Origin of the sequence: Ralstonia flaminis, assembly GCF_958415495.1 — a bacterium.
Taxonomy (GTDB): Bacteria; Pseudomonadota; Gammaproteobacteria; order Burkholderiales; family Burkholderiaceae; genus Ralstonia; species Ralstonia flaminis.
The window spans coordinates 201747-225585 of the sequence record NZ_CATZLL010000001.1 but is presented as its reverse complement, the minus strand read 5'-3'; the positions used below and the strand labels follow the sequence as shown (position 1 = coordinate 225585).

Below are 23839 nucleotides of genomic sequence, written 5' to 3'. Positions count from 1 at the left end.
GTTGTCGATGGTCAACTCCGTGTGCGCAAATGCTTGACGGAAGGTGATACCCGGACCCCAGCCGGTACAATACGCGGATGAATTCGCCGCGCTTCGTCCACCTCCGTCTCCATTCCGAATACTCCGTCGTCGATGGCAACGTCCGTCTGGACGATGCCGTCAAGGCCGCCGCCAAAGATGGCATGGGCGCCCTGGCGCTGACCGACCTCGCCAACGCCTTCGGGCTGGTGCGCTTCTACAAGGAAGCGCGCGGCAAGGGCGTCAAGCCCATCGTTGGTGCTGACGTGTGGATCACCAATCACGACGAGCGCGACAAGCCGACACGCCTTCTGTTGCTGGTGCGTAACAAGCAGGGCTATCTGAACCTCTGCCAATTGCTCTCCCGTGCTTGGCTGAGCAATCAACATCGCGGTCGTGCAGAAATTGCCCCCGAATGGTTTGACGAGCCCGGCGTGGAAGACGCACCGCTCGCTACGGGTCTGCTGGCGCTGTCAGGCGGCATGGCTGGTGATATCGGCATGGCGCTGGCCAACGGCAACGATGCACTGGCGCGCAAGCTGGCGACGAACTGGTCGCGCGTGTTTCCGGACGCGTTCTACATCGAACTGCAGCGCGCCGGCCATGCCGGTACCGAGGCCTATGTTCAACAGGCCGTGAAGCTGGCCGCGGCGATGCATCTTCCGGTGGTCGCCACGCATCCGGTGCAGTTCATGACGCCGGATGACTTTACAGCGCACGAGGCGCGCACCTGCATTTCGGAGGGCGAACTGCTCGCCAATCCGCGTCGTACCAAACGCTTCACGACCGACCAATACTTCAAGACGCAGGACGAGATGTGCGCGCTGTTTGCCGACATCCCGTCCGCGCTGGCCAATGCGGTGCAGATCGCGCAGCGCTGCAACCTCACGCTGGAGCTGGGCAAGCCCAAGCTGCCGCTGTTCCCGACGCCTGACGGCATGTCGCTGGACGACTATCTCGTCCACCTCGCCAAGGAAGGGCTGGAAAAGCGCATGGAGGTGCTGTTCCCCGACGAGGCGGTGCGCGAGTCCAAGCGCGCTGAGTACTACGCCCGCCTGGAGTTCGAGACCGGCACCATCATCAAGATGGGCTTCCCGGGCTACTTCCTGATCGTGGCGGACTTCATCAACTGGGCCAAGAACAACGGCGTGCCGGTGGGGCCGGGCCGGGGCTCGGGTGCGGGTTCGCTGGTGGCGTATGCGCTGGGCATTACCGATCTGGACCCGCTCAAGTACAACCTGCTGTTTGAGCGTTTCCTGAACCCGGAACGTGTGTCGATGCCCGACTTCGACATCGACTTCTGCCAGCACGGCCGCGATCGCGTCATCCAGTACGTAAAGGAAAAGTACGGCAAGGATGCCGTCTCGCAGATCGCCACCTTTGGCACCATGGCCGCCAAGGCAGCCGTGCGCGATGTGGGCCGCGTGCTCGACCTCGGCTACAACTTTGTCGACGGTGTGGCCAAGCTGATCCCGTTCAAGCCGGGCAAGCTCGTCACGCTGGAAGAAGCCAAGAAGGAAGAGCCGCTCCTGGCCGAGCGTGAAGCCAACGAAGAAGAAGTCAAGCAGCTCCTGGAGCTCGCCCAGCGCGTGGAAGGCATGACGCGTAACGTCGGCATGCACGCGGGCGGTGTGCTGATCGCCCCGGGCAAGTTGACCGACTTCTGCCCGCTCTACACGCAAGGTGGCGAAGACGCCGGCGTCGTCAGCCAGTACGACAAGGACGACGTGGAAGCCGTCGGCCTGGTCAAGTTCGACTTTTTGGGCTTGACCACGCTCACGATCCTCGACTGGGCCGAGCGCTACATCCGCATGCTCGATCCGTCCAAGGCGGATTGGAACTGCAGCCATATCCCGCTGAACGACAAGCCGGCGTTCGACATCCTCAAGGCGGCCAATACGGTGGCGGTGTTCCAGCTGGAAAGCCGCGGCATGCAGGGCATGCTGAAGGACGCCAAGCCTGACCGCTTCGAGGACATCATCGCCCTGGTGGCGTTGTATCGCCCAGGCCCAATGGACCTGATCCCCAGTTTCTGCGCCCGTAAGCACGGCCGCGAGAAGGTGGAGTATCCCGACCCGCGCGTCGAGCCAGTGCTCAAGGAGACCTACGGCATCATGGTCTACCAGGAGCAGGTGATGCAGATGGCGCAGATCGTGGGCGGTTACTCGCTCGGCGGCGCTGATTTGCTGCGTCGCGCGATGGGTAAGAAGAAGCCGGAAGAGATGGCCCAGCACCGCGAGCTGTTCCGCGCGGGCGCGGCCAAGGATGGCCTGACGACGGAGAAGGCCGACGAAATCTTCGACCTGATGGAGAAGTTCGCGGGCTACGGCTTCAATAAGTCGCACGCGGCAGCGTATGCGCTGCTGGCGTACTACACCGCGTGGCTCAAGGCGCATCACCCGGCCGAATTCATGGCAGCCAACATGTCGCTCGCCATGGACGACACCGACAAGGTGAAGATCCTCCACGACGACGCCATCGGCAAGAACGGCTTGAAGGTGCTGCCGCCGGATATCAACGCAAGTCTGTACCGCTTTACGCCGACGGACGCCAAGACCATCCGTTATGGCCTGGGCGGCGTGAAGGGCAGCGGGCAGGGCGCCATTGAAGACATTCTGCGTGCGCGCGAAGACGGTCCGTTCAAAGATCTGTTCGACTTCTGCGAGCGCGTCGACCGCCGCCAGGTCAACCGCCGCACGATCGAGGCGCTGGTGCGTGCCGGTGCCTTCGATAGCCTCAACGACAATCGCGCGCAGTTGCTCGCCTCGATCGGCCTGGCGATGGAAGCAGCCGAACAGAAGGCGGCCGCTGCAAACCAAGTGTCGCTCTTCGACCTGATGAGCGGCGACGATGCCGAACAGCATCGCCCCGAACTCGTCGATGAACCGGCCTGGACCACCAAGCGCAAGCTGCAGGAAGAAAAGCAGGCGCTGGGTTTCTACCTGTCAGGACACCTTTTTGACGAGTGCCGAGACGAGGTACGCCGGTTTGCCCGCACGACGCTGGCTGACCTCGCCCGTGAGGTGACTGACAAGGGCAACGGTGGAGGTGGTTACGGCAACCGCGACGCGCGCAACAAGACCGTGGCGGGCGTGATCGTTGGCCAGCGTACGCAGATGACACAGCGCGGCAAGATGCTGATTGTCATGCTTGACGACGGCTCCGCCAGCGAGGCGACCGAGGTGACAGTCTTCAACGAAGTCTTCGAAGCCAACCGCGCGCTGTTCAAGGAAGACGAAGTGCTGATCGTGCAGGGCAGCGCCCGCCACGACATGTTCACCGGTGGCGTGCGCGTGACGGCCGAATCGGTGATGGATCTGACGCAGGCGCGCGCCAAGTTTGCCCGCGCCATCCGGTTGTCGATGAACGGCAACTCAACGTCCGCCAAGTTGCGCGACCTGTTGACGCCGCTCGTGGCAGCGGATGGTAACGGCGTGTCCGTGCGCATCAGCTACAGCTGCGAACAGGCTCGCTGCGAGGCCGTGCTGGGTGATGCCTGGCGCATCGTGCCGAGCGAAGAAGCGATCGCGGCGCTGCGTCAGGCGCTGAACGCCGAGAACGTGCTTACGATGTACGACTAATTCGAAGAGGGTGCCGGGGGGCGCCTTCGCCGGGCGCGGGTCCGGCACCACAGCACACTTCACACGATTACATTCTCAGCATCCATGAACGTCGGAATCTCGTGCAACGCGCTGGGTTACAGCGGCGGTAGCGAGCGCTACGCGATGGATTTGGTCCGCGGCCTGCATGAGCGCGCCATCCGTCCTGTGTTCTTTGCCAAAACGGTTGACAAGGCGCTGCCCGAATACGCCCAGGTCAAGGCCATCGCGCTGCCCACGCGCAAGCTGACGGGCAAGCTCAATGACCACGTTTTCGGCTGGCTGGTGCGCCATCTGGCCAAGCGCGAGCATGTCGACCTGATGATCGGCTGCAATCGCACCGGAGCGTCGGACATCGCCATCTGCGGTGGCACGCACATTGGCTATCTGAAAAGCTTTCCCAAGGCCCCGGCCTTCTGGGACCGCCAGCAGATCGCGCTGGAGCGCCGTGACTACGTGCGCTCGCACGTGATCGTCGCGCACTCGAAACTGATGGCGCAGGAGGTGCTCGACTACTACGACATCCCGCAAGCCAAGGTGAAGACGGTGTACCCGCCGGTGAGCGAGGCAAAGTTTTCGCTGGTGGATGAGGCCGAGCGTCAGCGCTTGCGTGACGAACTGGGCTTCGCCTGTGACCGCATCACCTTCGTGTTTCCGTCGTCGAGCCACAAGCGCAAGGGTTATCCGCTGCTGGAAGCGTTCTTTTCCAAGACGAATTTGCCCGTGCAACTGGTGGTGATCGGGCGACCGGTGTCGTCTTCCTCGCCCAACATCCGTTACCTCGGTTATCGCAAGGACATCGAGAACGTCTACCGTGCGGCGGACTACACGATCCTCGCCTCGCACTACGAGCCGTTCGGCTTGATCGGGGTGGAGTCCGTGCTGTGCGGCACGCCCGCCGTGTTGGCGAGCAACATCGCCTGCACCGAGGTGATTTCCGACGAAGGCGCGCCCACCTTCGACGTGAATGATCCGGAAACGCTTGCCCGCACCATTGAGGCGGCGGTGGCGCGTGCGCAGGCTGGGCAGGCAAGGCTGGCGAACCCGCGCGAGCATCTGCGCTATGACCCGGGTGTCCGCGCTCACATTGACGCCTTGCTAGCCCTGGCACCGGGCGCGGGGACGCTGTGATGGGCGTTATGGTGCAACGCGGTCGGGCAGTCGTTTCCTGTGTGCCGGTGGTTCTGGCTGTGCTGGGGATTGTCATCCTGCCGGCACTGATGCTGTCGACACATGGCGCGGCATTCTCCGCATTCATGCTGTTGCTTGTGTCGGCGCTTTGGTCGATGGCGATTGGGTATCCGGCTTTGAAGGATCGGCTACTTGCGATGTGGCGTGAGCATCGCTGGTTGATCCTTGCCATGGCGGCAATGCCGACGGCGATGCTGGTGAGCGCGTGGCTGAATCCTGCGGCGCCACGTGGTGTGCCGTTCGCCTATGGGCGGTTGTGGCTGTTTGGCATTGTGTTGTTTGGGCTGCTACAGCTGCGCCCTGGACGATTGCAGAACGTGCAGTGGGGTTGCGTGGCGGGAGCCTTGGCTTCGTTCGTATGGGCGTACCTGGAGTTGAGGCTGAGCCGATCGGATGTGGTCGGGGCCTACTCCAATGCCATTCCGTTCGGCAACTTGTCGCTGTTGCTGGGGTTGTTCTCGCTGACTTCCATTGGTTGGGCGCGCGACGATGGTTGGCTGCTCATCGTATTGCGCGTGGCCGGCGGCACAGCAGGGCTCTACGCGTCCTACATGTCTCAATCGCGCGGCGGTTGGATTGCGATTCCCGTGCTGCTATTGATTGCCGTGGCGACGCTGCGTCACCTGAGTTGGAAGAAACGGGTGACCGCGTTGTTGGTCTTTTTCGCGCTGCTGGCAGCCGTTTGTGTCTCGTCGAGCATGGTTCGTACTCGTTTCGATCAAGCACTTAGCGATATTCATGCCTACAAGGCAGGCCAAGCCAACACCTCAGTTGGCATTCGTTTCCAACTGTGGAGGGCGGCTGCATTGATGTTGACGCGCCACCCGCTGGCCGGTGTTGGCCGGGGCGAGTTCCATAAAAGCTTGCAGGCGATTCATGCCGAGGGTGTGATCACCCAAGAAGCCACGGCCTTCGAGCATGCCCACAACGAGTTTCTATACAATGGCGCCACGCTTGGCGTGCTGGGCATCGGTGCGTTGCTGGCGCTCTATCTGGTGCCTGCTGCGTACTTTCTGCGCGCCGCGCTGTGCGATGACCGCGTTCTCCGTACCACCGGGGCCATGGGCCTCACACTGTGCGTCGGTTTCATGCTGTTTGGGCTGAGCGAGGTGATGCTCATCATCGCGCAGACTGTCGTGTTCTATAGCGTGATGGTGGCCGTGTTCACTGCGCATATTCACCGGCGTCGGCAAGAGCTCGGCGCCAATCCTGTTCTCTGAGATCGTTCTGCATGTCAGCATCCAACCGAGCCACGCTCGCCGTTATCATCGTCGCCAAGAATGAAGCCGCCGACATCGGCGATTGCATCCGCTCGGTGCGCGATTGGGCGAACGACGTCATCGTCTTCGATTCCGGCAGCACGGACGGCACGCAAGACATCTGCCGCAAACTGGGCGCCCGCGTTTTCGAAACGGACTGGCCGGGCTACGGTGAGCAGTCCAATCGTGCGTTGCGTGAAGCGCGTACCGACTGGGTGCTCTCCCTGGATGCCGACGAGCGCATCAGCCCCGAGTTGCGCGCCGAGATGATCGCTGTGCTCGAATCCGGCAGTTCTCACACGGTGTATTCCATGCCGCGCAGCTCCAGTTTCTGCGGTCGCTTCATGAAGCATTCGGGTTGGTGGCCGGACCGCATTCGCCGGTTCTTCAAGCGTGAGCAGGTGACCTTCTTCGATGCGCCGGTGCACTCGCACCTGGTGTTCGAGGGGACCGTTGGCGATTTTCGCGCGCCGATCATCCACTACTCGATCCCCGATCTGAGGGCAGCGCTCGACAAGGCCAACGATTACTCGACCGCTGGCGCCGCTGCAGCTTATGCCAAGGGCAAGCGCGCTTCGTTGGGTAGTGCAATCGGCCACGGGCTATGGGCATTCATTCGCACCTATATCATCCAGCGCGGTTTCCTGGATGGCGCTGAAGGCTTCATGCTGGCTGTGTCCAACGCAGAGGGCACGTACTATCGCTACATCAAGCTGATGATGCTGCACCGTCATGGCAAGCGCTGATTGCCCGCGTCGCATTGCGCTGATTGTTACGACGTATAACCGCCCCGACGCACTCGCCCGGGTGCTGGCCGGTTGCGGTGCGCAGACGGACACCGCCTTTGATGTGATCGTCGCCGACGATGGCTCGCGCGACGATACGCGTTTGGCGGTGGAAGCCGCCGCCCAGGCGGCACCGTATCCGCTGCGCCATGTTTGGCACCCCGACGATGGTTTCCGCGCGGCCGAGATCCGCAATCGCGGCGTGCTGGCTTCCGATGCCGACTACCTTGTCTTTCTCGACGGGGATTGCGTGCCGCGCCCCGACTTCGTCGCCCGGCACCGTGCGCTGGCTGAGCCGGGGCGTTTGCTGTCTGGCAGCCGCATCCTGCTGAGCGAGGAGATGACGCGAGACGTTGTCGCGCAGCAGACTGACATCCACTTGAAGGACCGCGCCTATTGGTTCAGCGCTTGGCGTGCTGGCCGTATCAACAAGTTCTTACCGCTGCTGGTGCCCGGTCTGCCTGTTCCGCGCACGTTCAAGGGCACGAGCCTGCGTGGCATCAAGAGCTGCAACCTGGGCGTCTGGCGCAGCGATTTCGAACGTGTGAACGGCTTCGACCAGAGCTTCGTCGGCTGGGGCCATGAAGATGCCGATCTGGCTGTCCGCCTGTACAACGCTGGTGTTCGGCGCAAGCGCGGCTTTTGCGCGACCGAGGTGTTCCACCTGTGGCATCGCGAGCAATCTCGCGAACAGGAAAGCCCCAACTACCACCGGATGATGGCGCGCCGCAACACCGATGTCATCCGCGCTGAGGCGGGATTGGCTGAGTTGCGCGGCCAAGGCGTCTGAACCGGCGCCTGCGCGATCACCACGTCCTCTTCTGCTTGGCGATGCCGCGGAACGGCCGCACGAAGATCTGGTAGAGGAACTTGTGCACGAAGATCAGATGCAGACGATGGCTGAGCCATCGCTCCTCATCGGCTTGGCGACTTTTGATGGCACGATCGGCTTCCAGGTTGGAGCCGGTATCGAAATCCTGCACGCTGATCACGTACGGCACGACCGCACGCATCTGCACGATGCCTTCGCGCTCGAACTTGTGCCAGTAGTCGGCCGCCAGCCACACGGGGTAGAGCTGTTCGACCATGCGTTTGGCCGCTGCACGTGTGACGAAGTAGCCGTGCGCCAGCCACTGGTAATTCGCCAGCTTCACCACGCTATGGCTTGGATCGAGTGGTTTTGCGCTGCGCTTGTAGTAACGATTGATATGCGTGAGCAGTGTCACCACGGGCTCGTCTGGTGAGACCTGTTGCACCAGGGCATCGAGCACGGCAGGTACGTCCGGCCCAAGTTTCGCGTCATCCTCCAGAATGAGTGCGTAGGGCAGATCCTGTTCCAGCATCGCACGATAGACGCCCAGATGACTCAGGGCGCAGCCGACTTCGCCGACGGTCAGTTCGCGGCTTTCGGCAACGGCGCGGGTGTGGTTGTAGTGGCGCGCCAACGCCTCGGCGGGAAGTGCTTTGCCGTACACGCCGGGAAAGCGCGTGTGCGGTAGACCGAGTGTATCAAGCTGATCTTCGAGGGCTTTACGGCGCCCGACGTCGTGCTCGAGGTTGATGAAGAACGTGGGAACGCGCGAACTCATGCGTAAGGATCAGGTGACGCGGCAATGCGTCTTGGCTGTGGATTCTGCTACTAGGATGGGCCGAAACAGGTGATTGCCGTAAAATGCCGGGTCGCCCATCTGTCGGATGGCAGGCGCGGCATGCACATGCTGCCGGCAGTGCCCGTTGCAATGCGGTGCCGTCTGCCCACCCTTATCTGAAAACGCCGTGAGTATACAAGCAAAGTCTGACCACCAAGATCCCTCCAAGCCGTTACTCAAACGGCTGTGGACGTACCTGCGTCCCGAGCTCACCGCGTTCATCCTCTCTATGGTTGCCATGGGCGTGGTGGCGGCCACGGAAGGGATCATCCCCAAGGTCGTGAAGGACCTGCTGGACCAAGGCTTTGGCGGTGAATACGCCGGCAAGCTGTGGCAGGTGCCGGCCATGCTGGTCGGCATTGCCGTGGTGCGCGGGGTGGCGCAGTTTGCGTCGACCTACCTGCTGAGCCTGGTGTCGAACAAGGTGCTGTTGAACCTGCGTGTGAAGATGTTCGAGCGGCTGCTGCAGGCGCCGGCGTCGTACTACCAGCAGAACACGGCGGCGTCGATCATCAACGCCGTGATCTTCGAGGTCAACCAGGTGCTGCAGGTGCTGACCGGCGTGTTCATCACGATGGTGCGCGATTCGATGACGGTGCTCGCACTGCTGGTCTTCCTCTTCTATACCAACTGGCGCCTGACACTGGTGGTGGCGGTGATCCTGCCGGTCATCGGCCTGCTGATGTCGCGCATTAATCGCCGCCTGCGCTCGCTCAACCGTGAAAGCCAGAACCTGACCAACCAGGCTGCCTACGTGGTGGAGGAGGCCGTCGGTGGCTACAAGGTCGTCAAGCTGCACGGCGGCGAGGCCTACGAAACGCTGCGCTTCAACGCCATGACCAACCGCCTGCGCAGCTACGCCATGCGCGTAGCCGTGGCCGGTGGCCTGAACCAACCGGTGACGCAGTTCCTGGCGGCGCTGGCGCTGTCCATCATCCTGGCGATCGCCATGATGCAGGCGCAGGCCAACCAGACCACGGTCGGCGGCTTTACCGGTTTTGTGATGGCGATGCTGCTGCTGATCTCGCCGCTCAAGCACCTGACGGATGTGAACCAGCCGCTGCAACGAGGCCTGACTGCCGCCGAGTTCATCTTCGGCCTGATCGATACGCCGATCGAACCGCAGGAAGGTGGCAAGCACATTGACCGCGCCCGCGGTGATATCCGTTTCGATCGCGTAACCTTCCGCTACGGCGCGGATGGCAGGGCTGCGCTCGACAATGTCGACCTGCATGTGAAACCGGGTGAGATCGTCGCCCTTGTCGGGCCATCTGGCAGCGGCAAGACCACGCTGGTGAACCTGATGCCGCGCTTCTTCGATCCGACCTCGGGCACCATCTCGCTCGATGGCGATGCGCTGGCCGACTTGTCGCTGCAGGATCTGCGCCGCCAGATTGCCTTCGTGAGCCAGGACGTGGTGCTGTTCAACGACACCATTGCCGCCAACGTGGCGTATGGCGCGCGGGACGCCTCTGAGATCGACATGGCACGTGTGCGTCGTGCGTTGGAGGCTGCGTACTTGACGGATATGGTGGATAACCTGCCGGAAGGCATTGACACCAACATCGGCGACAACGGTTCGAAGCTCTCTGGTGGCCAGCGCCAGCGCTTGGCGATTGCCCGTGCCATCTACAAGGACGCGCCGATTCTGATCCTGGACGAGGCAACGTCCGCGCTTGACTCGGAATCCGAACGCCAGGTGCAGGCTGCGCTCGAACGTCTGATGGAAGGCCGCACGACGCTGGTGATCGCGCACCGCCTGTCGACCATCGAAAACGCCGACCGTATCATCGTGCTGGAGCACGGCAAGATTGCCGAGGCGGGCACGCACCGCGAGCTCATCGACCGCGATGGGTTGTATGCTGGACTGCATCGCATCCAGTTCGCCACTCAGTAAGCAGTTCACTTCCGGGCGGCGTGCTCGTGATGCTCACACCCAAAGGAGACATCATGACGACCACCACGCCGCCCATCAGTCGGTTCCCCGTTCCTGAGCTGGCTGACATTCCCGAAGACATTCGCGCGCGTATCCTCGAGGTGCAGGAGAAGACCGGCTTTGTGCCGAACGTCTTCCTCGCGCTCTCGCACCGGCCCGATGAGTGCCGCGCCTTCTTTGCCTACCACGATGCGTTGATGCTGCGCGAGGGCAGCAGCCTGACCAAGGGCGAGCGCGAGATGATTGTGGTGGCTACGTCGGGCGCCAACCAGTGCCTGTATTGCGTGGTTGCGCACGGCGCCATCCTGCGTATTTACGAGAAGAATCCGCTGGTGGCCGATCAGGTTGCGGTCAACCATCGCAAGGCCGATATCACGCCGCGCCAACGGGCCATGCTCGACTTTGCGATGAAGGTTTGCACGGCTTCACACACCGTCAACGAGGCCGACTACGACGCGTTGCGCGTGCATGGCTTCGACGACGAGGACATCTGGGACATCGCTGGCATCACGGCCTTCTTCGGCTTGTCGAACCGTATGGCGAACGTGATCTCGATGCGGCCGAACGATGAGTTCTTCCTGATGGGGCGTCTGCCACGCGAGAAGAAGTAGACAGCGCTACGCCGTCAGTTCGCGCAATGCCTCAAGCAGCTTGATGGCCGGACTGGGCAGGATGCCGTGGCGGCGCCGGAACGCGGTAAGCGTGCGGCGCGCCACCAGCCCGGGAATCGGCAGTGGTTCAATCACGCCCGCACGGCGCTCGGCATCAATCATCGGCTCGGCCATCCAGCTCAGGAAGCCCGAGCGCGCCACCAGGCTCTTGAGCGCCGTGACTGAGCGCGTTTCCACCACGATATTGGGTAGCTCAAGGCCTGCAGCCTCGAACACCTGCCGCATGTGCTCGTATGGGCCGGTACCGCGCGGCGGGATGGCCCATGGCGCTGACATCGTGTCGGCAAGCGACAGAGCGGGGCGCTTGCGCAACGGGTGCTCGGGCGATGCCACCACGAAACTCGCGTCTTCCCAACGGCAGTCGGCAATCGCGATGATCGCATCCGTATCCGGCATCGCCATGGACAGTGCAAGGTCGATCTCGTGCTTGACCAGTCCCTCGGCTAGCCGGTCCCACACCCCTTCCAGTATTTCCACACGCAGATTCGGCCAGCGGGCCACCACTGTGCCGACGGCCAGCGGCAGGACGTAGCTGGCAATGCTGCCGACCGCACCCACGCGGATGGTGCCCTTGGCAAGCCCGCGCATCGCGTCGATCTCTTCGCGAGCGTAGTCGGCCTCGTGTTGCAGCAGCGTGGCGTGCGGCAACAGCGCCTGTCCAATGACGGTGAGTTGCATGCCTTTGGAGTGCCGCTCGAACAGAGGCGCCCCCACCTCGTCTTCCAGACGCTTGATGATGCGGCTCAACGCCGGCTGGGTGACGTGCAAGACCTCTGCCGCACGCCCGAGGCTGCCGGCCGAGACAATGGTGGTGAAGGCGCGCAATTGGCGCAGGTCGAAAGGCATGCCAAAAGGTAATGACTTTCTGCAGAAAATTCAATATCGCGCAAGTCGAACGACTCCCATACTGGGCGGCCAATGCACGGAGCAACACAAGGAGACACTGCATGACCCGCACTTCGCTCGCGCTCGTCACGGTGCGCGACGCCACGATCGAACTGCTTCGCCGGCTCGGCATGACCCACGTGTTCGGCAATCCGGGGTCCACCGAGCTGCCGATGTTCCGGGATTTTCCCGAGGACTTTCGCTACATCCTCGGCCTGCAGGAGGCTGTGGTGGTTGGCATGGCCGACGGCTATGCGCAGGCAACCGGCAACGCCGCGCTAGTCAATTTGCACTCGGCGGCGGGTGTCGGCAACGCGATGGGCAACATCTTTACGGCGTTCAAGAACCGCACGCCGCTGGTGATCACGGCGGGGCAGCAGGCCCGGTCCATCTTGCCGTTCGATCCATTCCTTGCCTCCAACCAGGCCACCGAGCTGCCCAAGCCGTACGTCAAATGGAGCATCGAGCCTGCGCGCGCGCAGGACGTGCCGCTGGCGCTGGCTCGTGCATATCACATCGCCATGCAGGAGCCGCGTGGCCCTGTGCTCGTGTCTATCCCTGTGGATGACTGGGATCAGCTGACCGAGCCTGTTGCTGCGCATGACGTGGCGTACGAGGTGCGGCCCGATCCCGCCACGCTCGCGCGCATTGGCGACACGCTGGATGCGGCGCAGCGGCCGGCGTTTGTTGTAGGTGCAGCTGTGGATCGCGCGGGTGCCTGGGATGCCGTTGTGCAGCTTGCCGAAGCGCACAGCGCACGTGTGTTTACCGCACCAATGGCTGGGCGTGGCGCCTTTCCGGAAGACCACCGCCTGTTCGCCGGTTTCCTGCCGGCGATGCGCGAGAAGATCGTCGGCCTGCTGCAGGGGCACGACGTGGTGTTTGCGCTTGGCGCACCGGCGTTCACGTATCACGTGGAAGGACATGGGCCGCACGTGCCGGTGGGAGCCAAGCTCGTACAGTTGGTCGATGATCCGGCCACCGCATCGTGGACGCCCGAGGGCGTCTCGGCCGTCGGCAACATCCGTCTCGGCGTGCAGGACTTGCTCTCAAGGCCCGCGCCGCCCGCGCGGCCGCTGCCTGCGGCCAGCGTCAAATCGCCGCGAGCCGAACCGGCATCGCCCATGTCCACCGCCTTCGTTTTGCAAACGCTCGATGCGCTGCGAGGCCCCGCAGACATCGTCGTTGAAGAGGCCCCCAGCGCGCGCTCGGTGATGCAGGCCTACCTGCCGATGCGTCGCTCGGGCGCTTTCTACACCATGGATAGCGGGGGATTGGGCTACGGCATGCCTGCCGCTGTAGGTGTGGCACTCGCCAAGCCGGGCACGCGCGTGATCGGCCTGATTGGCGATGGATCGAGCATGTACTCCATCCAGGCGCTGTGGAGCGCATCGCTGCTCAAGTTGCCCATGACGTTCGTGATCCTGAACAACCGCCGCTATGCTGCCCTGCAGGATTTCGCGCCGGTGTTCGGCTTTGCACCCAATGACCCGGTGCAAGGCACTGACCTGCACGGCATCGACTTCGTCGGATTGGCTCGCGCCATGGGCTGCACCGGCGAGCGCGTGACTGACCCACACGCGTTGGAGGCCATGCTGCGCGCCGCGCTGCAATCCACCGGACCAACCTTGATTGAAGTGGAGATTGCCTGATGACGAATACGACTGTCGCCCCGCTGGAGGGTGCGCAAACCATCTCGATGCTGATCAACGGCGAGCGCGTGCAAGCCAGCAATGGCGCAGTCTTCGAGCGCCGCAACCCGCTGGATGGTTCTGTCGCGACGCGAGCACCCGCGGCAACGGTGAAGGATGCGAAGAATGCCGTCGACGCCGCCGCGGCTGCGTTCCCCGGCTGGGCCGCCATGGGACCGACCGAGCGCCGTGCGTTGCTGATGCGTGCCGCCCAGGCACTTGAAGCCAAGGGCGCAGCCTTCGCCGCTGCAATGGCAGCGGAGACCGGCGCCTCAGCATTGTGGGCGGGCTTCAACGTGCATCTGGCCGCCAGCGGTTTGCTGGAGGCTGCCGCCATGGTCACGCAGATTGCCGGCGAGATCATCCCATCGGACATACCAGGCAGCCTCGCCATGGGCGTGCGTCAGCCTGCAGGCGTCGTGCTTGGTATCGCACCGTGGAACGCACCGGTCGTCCTGGCGGCGCGCGCGATTGCGTTGCCGCTGGCGTGCGGCAACACTGTGGTGCTCAAGGGCTCGGAGATATCGCCTGCCACGCATGGACTCATCATCGAAGCGCTGCAGGAAGCAGGGCTGCCCAAGGGCGTCGTCAACTTTGTGACGAACGCGCCGGCCGATGCCGGTGCAATCGTGGAGGCGATGATTGCGCACCCCGCAGTGCGTCGCGTCAACTTCACGGGCTCGACGCGGGTGGGGCGCATCATCGCGCAGACCTGTGCCGCGCATCTGAAGCCCGCCGTGCTGGAGCTGGGCGGCAAGGCACCGCTGCTGGTGTTGGCCGATGCGGACATCGACGCCGCAGTGGGCGGTGCGGCGTTCGGCGCGTTCGCCAACTCGGGCCAGATCTGCATGTCCACCGAACGCATCATCGTCGACGAAGCCATCGCCGATTCATTCGTTGCGAAGCTGGCCGCCAAGGCCGCTTCGCTGCCGCTGGGCGATCCGCGCAAGGGGCCAGCGGTGCTCGGCTCGGTGGTCGATATGAGCACGGTCGAGCGTTGCAACCACATGATCGACGATGCGCTTGCCAAGGGTGCGAAGCTGCTGTGCGGCGGCAAGGCCACCAGCACGTTGATGCCCGCCACGCTGCTCGATCACGTCACGGCGGACATGCTGATCTATTCGGAAGAGTCCTTCGGCCCGGTCAAGGGCATCGTGCGTGTGAGCGGCGACGATGCTGCTATCGCCTGCGCCAATGACAACGCATATGGGCTGTCGTCTGCCGTGTTCAGCCGAGACGTGGCGCGCGCCATGAACGTGGCCCGTCGTATCGAATCGGGCATCTGCCATATCAACGGCCCGACCGTGCATGACGAAGCGCAGATGCCGTTTGGCGGCGTCAAGGCGAGCGGCTTTGGACGTTTTGGCGGCCGCGCGGGTGTGGCCGAATTTACCGAGCTGCGCTGGATGACCGTGCAGACCACGCCGCGCCACTATCCGTTCTGAGATGCGTATGAAGATCGCCATTCTTGGTGCGGGCGCCATGGGCTCGCTGTTCGGTGGGTTGCTGGCGGAAACGGGCGAGCAGGTCACGCTGCTCGACATCAACGATGCACACCTTGCTGTGATTGCCGCCCACGGCTTGCGGCTGGAAACCGATACCGGTGACCGCCACGTGCGCAACCTGCAGGCGTTGCGCCCGAGCCAGGCAACCCAGGTGCCGGATCTGCTCATCGTCTTCACGAAGTCGATGCACACGCGCGCTGCGCTGGCGAGCGTGCGTCAGCTGATCGGGCCGTCCACGTATGTGCTGACGTTACAGAACGGCCTGGGCAATGTGGAGGCGCTGGCTTCGGTGGTGCCGCAGGAACGCATCCTCGTTGGTGTAACGACATGGCCTGCGGATCTGGCGGGGCCCGGTCACGTGCGCTCGCATGGCGCTGGCGTGATCCGCATGATGACGGCCGATGGTGTTGATCGGCCGATGCTGGAGCGCGTCGTATGTGTCTTGTCCGACGCGGGTCTACGCAGCCAAGCCGATGCCAACGTATGGGGCGCCGTGTGGGAAAAGGTCGCCTTCAATGCCGCGCTCAATCCACTGTGTACGGTGTTGAACCGCCCCGTCGACGCGCTGGGCGCGGTGGAGGATGGGCCGGCACTCGCGCTGACCATTGTCGAAGAAGTGCTTGCGGTGGCAAGGGCGAGCGGTGTCAACGTCGACGCAATCAAAGTGAGCGAGAACGTGCGCCACGCCATCGTCGCGCATCGCGGGCACAAGCCGTCGATGCTGCAGGATGTGCTGGCCGGGCGTCCGACCGAGATTGAGTCGATCAACGGCGCCGTGGTCGTAGCGGCACGTCGGCATGGTGTGCGTGTGCCGCATACCGAGACACTGATGCAGTTGGTGCGCCTGGTGCAGGCGCAATCCACACATCCGCAAACACCCTAGTTGAACAGGAAGCTAGTCCGTCTATATTGTTAACATGTTAAATAAGTGGCGCGTAGACGCCAGCCCAATGGAGACAACCCCATGCTGTGCTGCTTCAGACTGGCAGGTGTGTTTAGTGCGCCTGGTTTGCCATCCGGCCGTTCTGCCTCTAAGCGGAGGCCGGTATGAGCCAGGATCGTGCTCCCATCGACATCGGCCGCGTCCTGGATGACGGGCCGTTCTCGTTTGCCCAAAAGGCGGCGGTGTTGCTTGCCGCGTTCGCCATCGTCATGGACGGTTTTGATGGCCAGTTGATCGGCTTCGCCATTCCTGTGCTCATCAAGGAATGGGGCATTACGCGCAACGCATTCGCGCCGGCGGTGGCGGCTGGTTTGATCGGCATGGGCATCGGTAGCGCGCTGGCTGGCTTGTTCGCTGATCAGTTTGGGCGGCGCTGGGCGCTCATTGGCAGCGTGTTCGTGTTTGGTGCGGCCACCTGCATGATCGGTTTTGCACCCAATGTGGCGACGATCGCCGCGTTACGCTTTATCGCGGGCCTGGGCATTGGTGGAGCACTGCCAAGCTCAACCACGATGACGGCCGAGTTCACACCGGCGCGGCGCCGCACGCTGGCTGTGACCGCTACCATCGTGTGCGTACCCCTGGGAGGCATGTTGGCGGGGATGTTTGCCGGCCACGTGCTGCCGATTTACGGATGGCGCGGGCTGTTCTGGATTGGCGGCGCGCTGCCGCTGGTGCTTGGCTTCGTGTTGGTCGCGGCGCTGCCGGAGTCGCCTCGGTTCCTGGCGCGCCGCCAATCACACTGGCCACAATTGGCACGGTTGCTGACGCGCATGGAGCGCTCCACGCCGGCTGACTCCACCTTTACCGATCTGGCCGGCCAGAAGGTCATCCAGCACGCTGGATTCCGTTCGCTCTTTGCGCCGGGCCAGGCGCACGACACGGTGGCGCTGTGGGCGGCGTTCTTTATGTGCCTGCTGGCGGTGTACGCAGCATTCAGTTGGCTGCCGACCATGCTGGCCTCGGAGGGGTTGAGTGTCGCGGTGGCGGGTCAGGGGTTGACGGCCTACAACCTGGGTGGCGTGATCGGCGCGCTGGTATGCGCCATAGCAATTGCGCGCTGGGGGTCGCGCTGGCCGATGGCGCTCTGCTGTATCGGCGCAGCGCTGAGTGCGTTTGCTATGCAAGGTGTGGATGCCCGCCAGAGCACGCAGTTGCTGCTCATCGGGCTGGGCTTGCACGGGCTGTTCGTCAACGCGGTGCAGTCGACAATGTATGCGCTGTGTGCGTTTGTCTATCCGACGGCGGTGCGCGCCACGGGTACTGCATCCGCCGTCGCATTCGGGCGCTTGGGCGCGATCTTGAGCGCGTTTGCCGGCGCCATGGTCATCACCGCGGGTGGTTCGAGTGCGTATCTGGCAATGCTGGGGATTGCCATGCTGGTGGTGTTGGGCGCGCTGCTTGTGATGCGGGAGCAGATTCCGAGGTTGACGATGCGGACGGTAGTGCCGCTGACTGCGCAGGAGCGTCCGCATGGCAGTCCTGTGCAGTCATAGGACGCAGCAGCGATGAGTGGCCTCGGCTTTGGGGCCGCTCATCGGCAATGCTCAGAGACGCCGTAGTTAAGCCGTCACGCGCTCGTTGCGACTTGATTTGAGGCGGCATCCTATCGCTTATTGATCTGCGGAGAAGAACAAGTGTTTTCTGCCGAACAAAACATCGAGGCCAATTCGTCCGGATGCTTCGCCCGGTAAGCGCGATAGTAAGTATTGCTCCCTCCCAATCCGAGATGTCCGCCGTCGTTGTGCTTGTATAGATCGACGCCGGAGATTTCGGTGTGGCAATACTCTGCATCGCAGGGCACGTCGTATGTGTGAATGATCGGGATATCGGGAAAGGCATTCTTTAGCCGCCCAAACAGCGTCTCAGTTGGGAGGTGCGCAGTCCTCGCTTGCGTTGCTGGATATGTGCAATTCTCGTTCTGTGGTCGGATGCCATATAAGCGATTGGACGCACAGTTCTCTAGTTCGGGCGGCGCGACTGGAACATCGTCAACCAGTACCACATGTTTTCCTGCTGCTCTCAAGCGAGCAACAGTATCTTCAACGTAGTGATCGCCGGGCATGAAGCCGTGCAGAGTCGGCTGCGGATGATTGCCCGTATCGAGATTTATGTAGTTGGTCCATGCCGCAGACATGATGACGACATCAATGTCTGCGCGCGCCAGGATGTGCTCCATGACCAAGCGGTTGTGCAGAAGGCAGCCCTCCCGATGATTCTGGTAAGCAGGGTTGCCGGCGCGCGCGGGGCCATCGCTTATCGGGGGGCACATAGCATGTGCCACGTCATGAATTGAGAGACCATAGTCCTTTCCAAGCGCATCCATGAAGCTGATGAGTTGATAGGCGTGGGAGTCACCCCAAAAGATCGCACGGGTAGCGGTCTGGGGATTGCCTACGCTACAGTCAGCGGCTGAGGTGACCTCGACTTTGTTCCAGCAGCGTTGTGCCCGGTCTCCGTCAAAGATGGAGCGACCGGTCTGATCAAAACTCTGACGCAGCGTTGCGGGGTAGAGGGCCGTGAAGTGATTCGTCCATTTGGATGCAAGAACGAGTGCGCCCAAGATTGCGGCTGGAGCCAAGAAAAGGAGAAGCAGGCTTTTTCGCGTTGACCACTTCGCATTTCGGATGGGCTGCTCAACCAAGTGGTGTGTCGGTATGGCAATGGCAGCGCACAGCAGCAATCCCACACAGGTCCATGCATTCGAAGTCAGATGAAATTTGCGCAGAGCAAAGAAGATCGGCCAGTGCCAGAGATAGAGCACATACGACAGCTTCCCGAGATAAGCTGTCACGGGGTTTGACAGCACCGGGCCAAGGACGTGTGCCCGATCGCCGCCCGCGATGACCAGCGCCGCTCCGATGCATGGAGCCAAGGCATAGAGGCCCGGCATCGGGGTGGCTGGTGTGTACATCACTGCGCATGCCGAGATTATCGCGAGTCCTAGCAACAAGGTCGCGTCGTAGCGCAAGCGGTGCTGTGCAGTTGCAACCTGCACCGGAAAGTGCGCCAGCAGGGCGCCAATCAGGAATTCGAAACCCCTCGTCTGTAGTTCAAAGTACGTGCGCGGCAGCGCATGCAACACCGCGTACTGGGAGTAGGCGAGTGATCCCAGAAAGAGGGCACCCATCATGGCAAGCAGGATGAGTGGTTTCGTTCGCCTTCTTAGAAGCAGGAGCAGCAACGGGAACGCGAGGTAGAACTGCTCCTCGACAGAGAGTGACCATGTATGCAGAAGTGGCAATTGATCCGCAGTGGAATCAAAATAGCCGGTCTTTCTTGCAAGGAAAATGTTTGAGTAAAAGATCGCTATGAAGAGCCCGTTTTTTAGGGTGTCATAGCTTTCTTCCGGAAATTGAAAGATTAGACAGAAAACCAGCGTTGCCCCGACCATGCAATACAGGGCAGGAGCGAGTCGGCGAACCCGTCTCGCATAAAAAGTCCCCAACGAGAAGGTCCCGGACCGTTGAGCGCGATCGATTGATCTTGTGACCACATAGCCCGAGATCACAAAGAAGATATCGACGCCGATATAGCCACCGGAAAGCAGATTCCAATGCGCGTGGCAGAGTATGACGGCAAGGACGGCGATGGCACGAAAACCATCGATGTCAGGCCGGTAGTGCCCCGGAGTTTTATGAGACGTTGTACTTGAAGGAGTAGTGCTGCGGCGAGTGGTCGCGCCAACATTTTCCCGTGTTCTTGGTAAAGCTACTGCTGTTGTGTGACCAACGATCATGACCTGCTTAATACCCCTCGTCTGGCATGTTGCGAAAGCTATTGCGAGAGAGCTGAGCAACTAGCTACGACAACGTTTGCCAATCGTTAATTTTTTTTGAGGGTCGGATGATACACAAAAATAACCTATCGGGTGTTGATGCTCACTTCTATATGTAGCGATCAACGAAAGGACAGCGGAAATGCCTTCCGCTAAGTTTCTTTAAACGCGAGAGGCAATTAATGAAGTCTGGAATGGAACGATGTGTGGCAGAGGTTTGCCCGGTACGCAGGTACCGTGTTGCTGTCGCTCAAACCAAGTTTGATGGGGCGTCTTGGCATGTTTTATTCGGCAATCCATGCTAGTCAACTCGGGATGTGCCAGGCGGCGTGGGATTTGATAGCGTGAAGTGCCGGGCTAAGACGAGGCCGCATATGCCGAGCCGTGTGTTGTGACTGAATCCGATGTCAGACCGGCCATGCCCCCACTTCAACTGAGGTGCGTGTTGACGCCGGATTGGGGGACTCTCTGCAGAATCGTCGCCGATTTCTCTGGGGCGGCAGATCGCGCGTGAGTATCAGGAAAATGCGCTGTGCGCTACATCAGGATGATGTCGTACTGCTCCTGGCTTGCCGCCGCCGATTCCACCTGTAACGAAATCGGCTTGCCGATAAAGTCGCCCAGCATTGCGAGATGCTGGCTCTCTTCTTCCAGGAACAGATCGATCACCGATTGCGAGGCGAGGATACGGAACTCGCGCGGATTGAATTGCCGAGACTCGCGCATGATCTCGCGCAGGATGTCGTAGCAGACCGTACGCGGCGTCTTGACCTGGCCCTTGCCCTGGCAGACCGGGCACTGCTCGCACAGCACGTGCGCGAGCGATTCCCGCGTACGTTTGCGCGTCATCTCCACCAGCCCCAACTGCGAGAAGCTGTTGACCGTGATGCGCGTGCGGTCGCGTGCGAGCGCCTTGCGCAGTTCCGCCAGCACCGCATCGCGATGCTCGGCGGACTCCATGTCGATGAAGTCAATGATGATGATGCCGCCCAGGTTGCGCAGTCGCAGTTGCCGCGCGATGGTGTGCGCGGCTTCCAGGTTGGTCTTGAAGATCGTGTCGTCAAAGTTGCGCGCACCCACGTAACCGCCGGTGTTGACGTCGATCGTCGTCATCGCCTCAGTCTGGTCGATCATCAGGTAGCCACCCGATTTCAGATCGACCCGGCGCGACAGCGCGCGTTCGACTTCCGCCTCGATGTTGTACAGGTCGAAGATCGGTCGCTCGCCGGTGTAGTGCGTCAAGCGCTCGACCACAGCCGGCGTGTATTCCTGCGCAAACTCGACCAGCTTCTGATGGTTCTCGCGCGAATCGATCTGGATGCTGCGTGTCTCGTCCGTCACGAAATCGCGCAGCACACGCTGGGCGAGGTTCAGATCTTGATACAGGATCGACGGCGCGGGCAGGGTCGTGGCGCTATGGCGGATGGTCGCCCAGATCTTGCGCAGGTAGGCAACGTCGTTGGCGAGTTCTTCGTCGGTCGCTTCTTCGGCGATGGTGCGCACGATGAAACCACCACGCTCATCCGTCGGCACCATAGCGGTCACGCGCGCGCGCAGTGCTTCGCGTTCGGCTTCATTGCCGATCTTTTGTGAGATGCCGATGTGCGGGTCTTGCGGCAGATACACCAGCGTGCGGCCGGCAATGCTGACTTGCGTGGACAGGCGCGCGCCCTTGGTGCCGATCGGATCCTTGATGACCTGCACCATCAGGGCCTGGCCTTCAAAGAGCGTCTTCTCGATGGCGACCTGCGGAGTGGGCGGCACGTCCTTGGCGTCGCGCGGGTGCCAGATGTCGGCCACGTGCAGGAACGCCGCGCGTTCCAGGCCGATATCGATGAAGGCGGACTGCATGCCCGGCAGCACGCGCACGACCTTGCCGAGATAGATGTTGCCAACCAGGCCGCGTGTGAGCGTGCGCTCGATATGGAGTTCCTGAACGGCGGCTTGCTGGACGATGGCCACGCGCGTTTCTTGCGGCGTGATATTGACGAGGATGTCTTCGGACATGTGCCAGATAAGAGAGCGGGTTTCAGGACGCGCCTGCTGCGCTGCAATGTACGACGGAGCATGAAGCAAGCGCGTTCTGGAACCAGCCCTCGCACATCTGGCCAGCGTGCGAGAACGCCGATCAGGGTGCGGGTTACAGCGTGATGCCCGCTTGGGCGAGCAGTGCGGCGGTCTCGAACAAGGGTAGGCCCATGATACCCGAATAGCTTCCCGAAATATGGGCGACGAAGGCGGCCGCACGGCCTTGGATACCGTACGCGCCGGCCTTGCCGAAGGGCTCGCCGCTGGCGATGTAGCGGGCAATGTCGGTGTCTGTCAGTACAGCAAAGCGCACGTCGGAAACGGACAGCGCATGCATTGGCGTACCACTGGCGGTAACGACCGTCACGGCGGTTAGCACGCGGTGCTCGCGACCGGACATGCCGCGTAGCATGCGGTGGGCGTCAGCGGCGTCGGACGGTTTGCCAAGAATTTCGCCATCCAGGCACACCGTGGTATCGGAGGTGAGGATCGGTAGCGCGGGGAGGTTGCGTGCGATCCGGCGGCGCACTGCAGCTTGCGCCTTCAACGTGCAGACGCGCTGGACGTAGTCGTCGGGCGTCTCACCGGGGAGCACGGCCTCCAGCGCTTCGGCATCTTCCTCGTCGCTGGCCAGCAGCAGCTCGAAGCGCGCGCCGATCTGGCGCAGCAGCTCCTGTCGGCGCGGGCTTTGCGAAGCGAGGTAGAGGTGTGGCGCGCCCGGGGCGTCGATGGTCATACGCGGTGATACGGGTGGTTTTGCGTGATGCTCCACGCGCGATAGAGCTGCTCGGCCAGCAGCACGCGCACCATGCCGTGCGGCAGCGTCAGGCTCGACAGGCGAATCAGCGTGCGCGCTTTGGCTTTGAGCGCCGGGTCGAGCCCATCCGCTCCACCGATTACGAAAGCGATGTCCCCACCTTCCTGTTGCCAGCCGGTGAGGGATTCGGCCAGGGCCACGGTGGTGAGGTCCTTGCCCCGCTCATCCAGCGCGATCATGCGGCAGCCCTTGGGCAGCGCGGCTTCGATGCGCGCGGCTTCGAGCTGCATGACGGTAGCGGCGGTGCGGCTGCCCGAGCGCTGCTCGGGCTTGATCTCGCGCAGTTCGATGCGCAGTTCGGGCGGCATGCGCTTGGCATATTCAGAGAAGCCATCCTCAATCCAGGACGGCATCTTGTGCCCAACGGCGACGATCAACAACTGCATGGCGAGGCTGCCTGCGCGAATTACGCTGCCCGCTTCTTGGCCGGAGCGCGCTTGGCAGCCGTCTTGGCTGCGGTCTTCGTGGCAGGCTTGGCCGTGCCGCCTGTGCCGGTCGCGCGCTTGGTGGCCGGGCGGCTGGTGGTGGTCTTCTTCGCTGCGGTCTTGGTTGCAGGCTTTTTCGGGGCCGCAGCCTTGGTCGGGCGCTCACCGGCCAGCGCGGGCTTGGTGGTACGGCGCTTGGCTGGCGTGACCTCTTCGGCCTCGTCTTCCTCGTCGTCGTAACCTTCGCTGGCCTTGGGCAGGCCGCGTCCACTGTTGCCGCCAAGCTGGATACGCACCGGCTTGTCGCCCCAGATCTCTTCCAGGTTGTAGTACTGGCGCAGTTGCGGCTGCATGATGTGGACCACGGCGTCGCCACAGTCGACCAGCACCCATTCGCCCACGTCTTCGCCTTCCACGGCGATGATGTGGCCGCCGGCTTCCTTGACGGCGTCACGCACGGATGCAGCCAGTGCCTTGGTCTGACGGTTGGACGTACCGCTGGCGATGACCGTGCGGTCGAAGAGTTCGGTCAGGTGCGTCGTATTGAAGACCTTGATGTCTTGCGCCTTGACGTCTTCGAGCGCGTCGACGATCACGCGTTGTAGTTTGCGAATATCCATACTGAGTGAGAAGAACGTTTAGGGGCGAGAAAAAGGTCA

Annotated in this window: 18 protein-coding genes; 11 read left to right on the top strand and 7 right to left on the bottom strand. The window is 62.3% G+C overall.

The genetic code is table 11. The features are described from left to right. Positions 1-77 precede the first annotated feature (77 nt). The 5 genes from dnaE (at position 78) to R2N11_RS01075 (ending at position 7642) form a co-directional block, all read left to right on the top strand. Positions 78-3599 (top strand): DNA polymerase III subunit alpha, encoded by a 3522-nt coding sequence (gene dnaE / locus R2N11_RS01095; RefSeq protein WP_316679833.1) that lies wholly within the window; start codon positions 78-80, stop codon positions 3597-3599. Positions 3600-3683: 84 nt separating this feature from the next. After that, on the top strand, positions 3684-4748 hold the full coding sequence (locus tag R2N11_RS01090; RefSeq protein ID WP_316679832.1) for a glycosyltransferase: 1065 nt from the start codon (positions 3684-3686) through the stop codon (positions 4746-4748). A 125-nt stretch (positions 4749-4873) separates the two neighbouring features. Beyond that, positions 4874-6028 carry an O-antigen ligase family protein gene (locus R2N11_RS01085; protein WP_316679831.1) on the top strand — a complete coding sequence of 385 codons (1155 nt, stop codon included), beginning with the start codon at positions 4874-4876 and terminating at the stop codon, positions 6026-6028. 11 nt (positions 6029-6039) lie between these two features. Continuing rightward, the gene (locus R2N11_RS01080; protein WP_316679830.1) at positions 6040-6813 is read left to right on the top strand and encodes a glycosyltransferase family 2 protein; all 774 of its coding nucleotides are present in this window, start codon (positions 6040-6042) and stop codon (positions 6811-6813) included. Continuing rightward, entirely contained in the window at positions 6800-7642 is an 843-nt protein-coding gene (locus R2N11_RS01075; protein ID WP_316679829.1) for a glycosyltransferase family 2 protein, read from the top strand. The genes R2N11_RS01080 and R2N11_RS01075 overlap by 14 nt, the downstream gene beginning before the upstream one ends. Before the next feature lie 16 nt (positions 7643-7658). On the opposite strand, the gene R2N11_RS01070 is transcribed toward R2N11_RS01075, so the two are convergent. After that, the gene (locus R2N11_RS01070; RefSeq protein ID WP_316679828.1) at positions 7659-8441 is read right to left on the bottom strand and encodes a glycosyltransferase family 25 protein; all 783 of its coding nucleotides are present in this window, start codon (positions 8439-8441) and stop codon (positions 7659-7661) included. A gap of 106 nt (positions 8442-8547) precedes the next feature. Here R2N11_RS01070 and msbA point away from each other — a divergent pair, with 106 nt between their 5' ends. Then, positions 8548-10398 (top strand): lipid A export permease/ATP-binding protein MsbA, encoded by a 1851-nt coding sequence (gene msbA, locus R2N11_RS01065; RefSeq protein WP_430715401.1) that lies wholly within the window; start codon positions 8548-8550, stop codon positions 10396-10398. Between the two features lie 53 nt (positions 10399-10451). Beyond that, positions 10452-11048: a peroxidase-related enzyme gene (locus R2N11_RS01060; protein ID WP_199027738.1), complete on the top strand. Its 597-nt coding sequence runs from the start codon at positions 10452-10454 to the stop codon at positions 11046-11048. Positions 11049-11054: 6 nt separating this feature from the next. On the opposite strand, the gene R2N11_RS01055 is transcribed toward R2N11_RS01060, so the two are convergent. After that, complete coding sequence (locus R2N11_RS01055) at positions 11055-11954, bottom strand: LysR substrate-binding domain-containing protein (protein ID WP_316679826.1); 900 nt, start codon at positions 11952-11954, stop codon at positions 11055-11057. 101 nt (positions 11955-12055) lie between these two features. Between R2N11_RS01055 and mdlC the strand changes: the two genes are divergently transcribed. The 4 genes from mdlC (at position 12056) to R2N11_RS01035 (ending at position 17628) form a co-directional block, all read left to right on the top strand. Beyond that, positions 12056-13645 carry a benzoylformate decarboxylase gene (gene mdlC / locus R2N11_RS01050; protein WP_316679825.1) on the top strand — a complete coding sequence of 530 codons (1590 nt, stop codon included), beginning with the start codon at positions 12056-12058 and terminating at the stop codon, positions 13643-13645. Next, positions 13645-15129 (top strand): aldehyde dehydrogenase, encoded by a 1485-nt coding sequence (locus tag R2N11_RS01045; protein ID WP_316679824.1) that lies wholly within the window; start codon positions 13645-13647, stop codon positions 15127-15129. The genes mdlC and R2N11_RS01045 overlap by 1 nt, the downstream gene beginning before the upstream one ends. 7 nt (positions 15130-15136) lie before the next feature. Next, positions 15137-16072, top strand: coding sequence for a ketopantoate reductase family protein (locus R2N11_RS01040; RefSeq protein ID WP_316679823.1), 936 nt, complete (start codon positions 15137-15139; stop codon positions 16070-16072). A gap of 164 nt (positions 16073-16236) precedes the next feature. After that, positions 16237-17628: an MFS transporter gene (locus tag R2N11_RS01035; protein WP_316679822.1), complete on the top strand. Its 1392-nt coding sequence runs from the start codon at positions 16237-16239 to the stop codon at positions 17626-17628. A gap of 110 nt (positions 17629-17738) precedes the next feature. Here R2N11_RS01035 and R2N11_RS01030 read toward each other — a convergent pair whose 3' ends face one another. From R2N11_RS01030 to rsfS, 5 genes are all read right to left on the bottom strand, one after another. After that, positions 17739-19871 (bottom strand): acyltransferase family protein, encoded by a 2133-nt coding sequence (locus tag R2N11_RS01030; RefSeq protein ID WP_316679821.1) that lies wholly within the window; start codon positions 19869-19871, stop codon positions 17739-17741. 576 nt (positions 19872-20447) lie between these two features. Further along, positions 20448-21917, bottom strand: coding sequence for a ribonuclease G (gene rng / locus R2N11_RS01025; RefSeq protein ID WP_316679820.1), 1470 nt, complete (start codon positions 21915-21917; stop codon positions 20448-20450). A gap of 133 nt (positions 21918-22050) precedes the next feature. Beyond that, positions 22051-22674: a Maf family protein gene (locus tag R2N11_RS01020; protein ID WP_199027727.1), complete on the bottom strand. Its 624-nt coding sequence runs from the start codon at positions 22672-22674 to the stop codon at positions 22051-22053. Continuing rightward, positions 22671-23141 (bottom strand): 23S rRNA (pseudouridine(1915)-N(3))-methyltransferase RlmH, encoded by a 471-nt coding sequence (gene rlmH, locus R2N11_RS01015; RefSeq protein ID WP_027680941.1) that lies wholly within the window; start codon positions 23139-23141, stop codon positions 22671-22673. Before rlmH ends, R2N11_RS01020 begins: the two co-directional genes overlap by 4 nt. Positions 23142-23161: 20 nt before the next feature. Beyond that, positions 23162-23800, bottom strand: coding sequence for a ribosome silencing factor (gene rsfS, locus R2N11_RS01010; RefSeq protein WP_199027725.1), 639 nt, complete (start codon positions 23798-23800; stop codon positions 23162-23164). Positions 23801-23839 lie beyond the last annotated feature (39 nt).

Bases quoted from the DNA above. Each gene is read 5' to 3' on its own strand.
- dnaE (WP_316679833.1), top strand. From the start codon at position 78: ATGAATTCGCCGCGCTTCGTCCACCTCCGTCTCCATTCCGAATACTCC.
- R2N11_RS01090 (WP_316679832.1), top strand. From the start codon at position 3,684: ATGAACGTCGGAATCTCGTGCAACGCGCTGGGTTACAGCGGCGGTAGC.
- R2N11_RS01085 (WP_316679831.1), top strand. From the start codon at position 4,874: ATGCTGTTGCTTGTGTCGGCGCTTTGGTCGATGGCGATTGGGTATCCG.
- R2N11_RS01080 (WP_316679830.1), top strand. From the start codon at position 6,040: ATGTCAGCATCCAACCGAGCCACGCTCGCCGTTATCATCGTCGCCAAG.
- R2N11_RS01075 (WP_316679829.1), top strand. From the start codon at position 6,800: ATGGCAAGCGCTGATTGCCCGCGTCGCATTGCGCTGATTGTTACGACG.
- R2N11_RS01070 (WP_316679828.1), bottom strand. From the start codon at position 8,441: ATGAGTTCGCGCGTTCCCACGTTCTTCATCAACCTCGAGCACGACGTC.
- msbA (WP_430715401.1), top strand. From the start codon at position 8,548: ATGGCAGGCGCGGCATGCACATGCTGCCGGCAGTGCCCGTTGCAATGC.
- R2N11_RS01060 (WP_199027738.1), top strand. From the start codon at position 10,452: ATGACGACCACCACGCCGCCCATCAGTCGGTTCCCCGTTCCTGAGCTG.
- R2N11_RS01055 (WP_316679826.1), bottom strand. From the start codon at position 11,954: ATGCCTTTCGACCTGCGCCAATTGCGCGCCTTCACCACCATTGTCTCG.
- mdlC (WP_316679825.1), top strand. From the start codon at position 12,056: ATGACCCGCACTTCGCTCGCGCTCGTCACGGTGCGCGACGCCACGATC.
- R2N11_RS01045 (WP_316679824.1), top strand. From the start codon at position 13,645: ATGACGAATACGACTGTCGCCCCGCTGGAGGGTGCGCAAACCATCTCG.
- R2N11_RS01040 (WP_316679823.1), top strand. From the start codon at position 15,137: ATGAAGATCGCCATTCTTGGTGCGGGCGCCATGGGCTCGCTGTTCGGT.
- R2N11_RS01035 (WP_316679822.1), top strand. From the start codon at position 16,237: ATGAGCCAGGATCGTGCTCCCATCGACATCGGCCGCGTCCTGGATGAC.
- R2N11_RS01030 (WP_316679821.1), bottom strand. From the start codon at position 19,871: ATGATCGTTGGTCACACAACAGCAGTAGCTTTACCAAGAACACGGGAA.
- rng (WP_316679820.1), bottom strand. From the start codon at position 21,917: ATGTCCGAAGACATCCTCGTCAATATCACGCCGCAAGAAACGCGCGTG.
- R2N11_RS01020 (WP_199027727.1), bottom strand. From the start codon at position 22,674: ATGACCATCGACGCCCCGGGCGCGCCACACCTCTACCTCGCTTCGCAA.
- rlmH (WP_027680941.1), bottom strand. From the start codon at position 23,141: ATGCAGTTGTTGATCGTCGCCGTTGGGCACAAGATGCCGTCCTGGATT.
- rsfS (WP_199027725.1), bottom strand. From the start codon at position 23,800: ATGGATATTCGCAAACTACAACGCGTGATCGTCGACGCGCTCGAAGAC.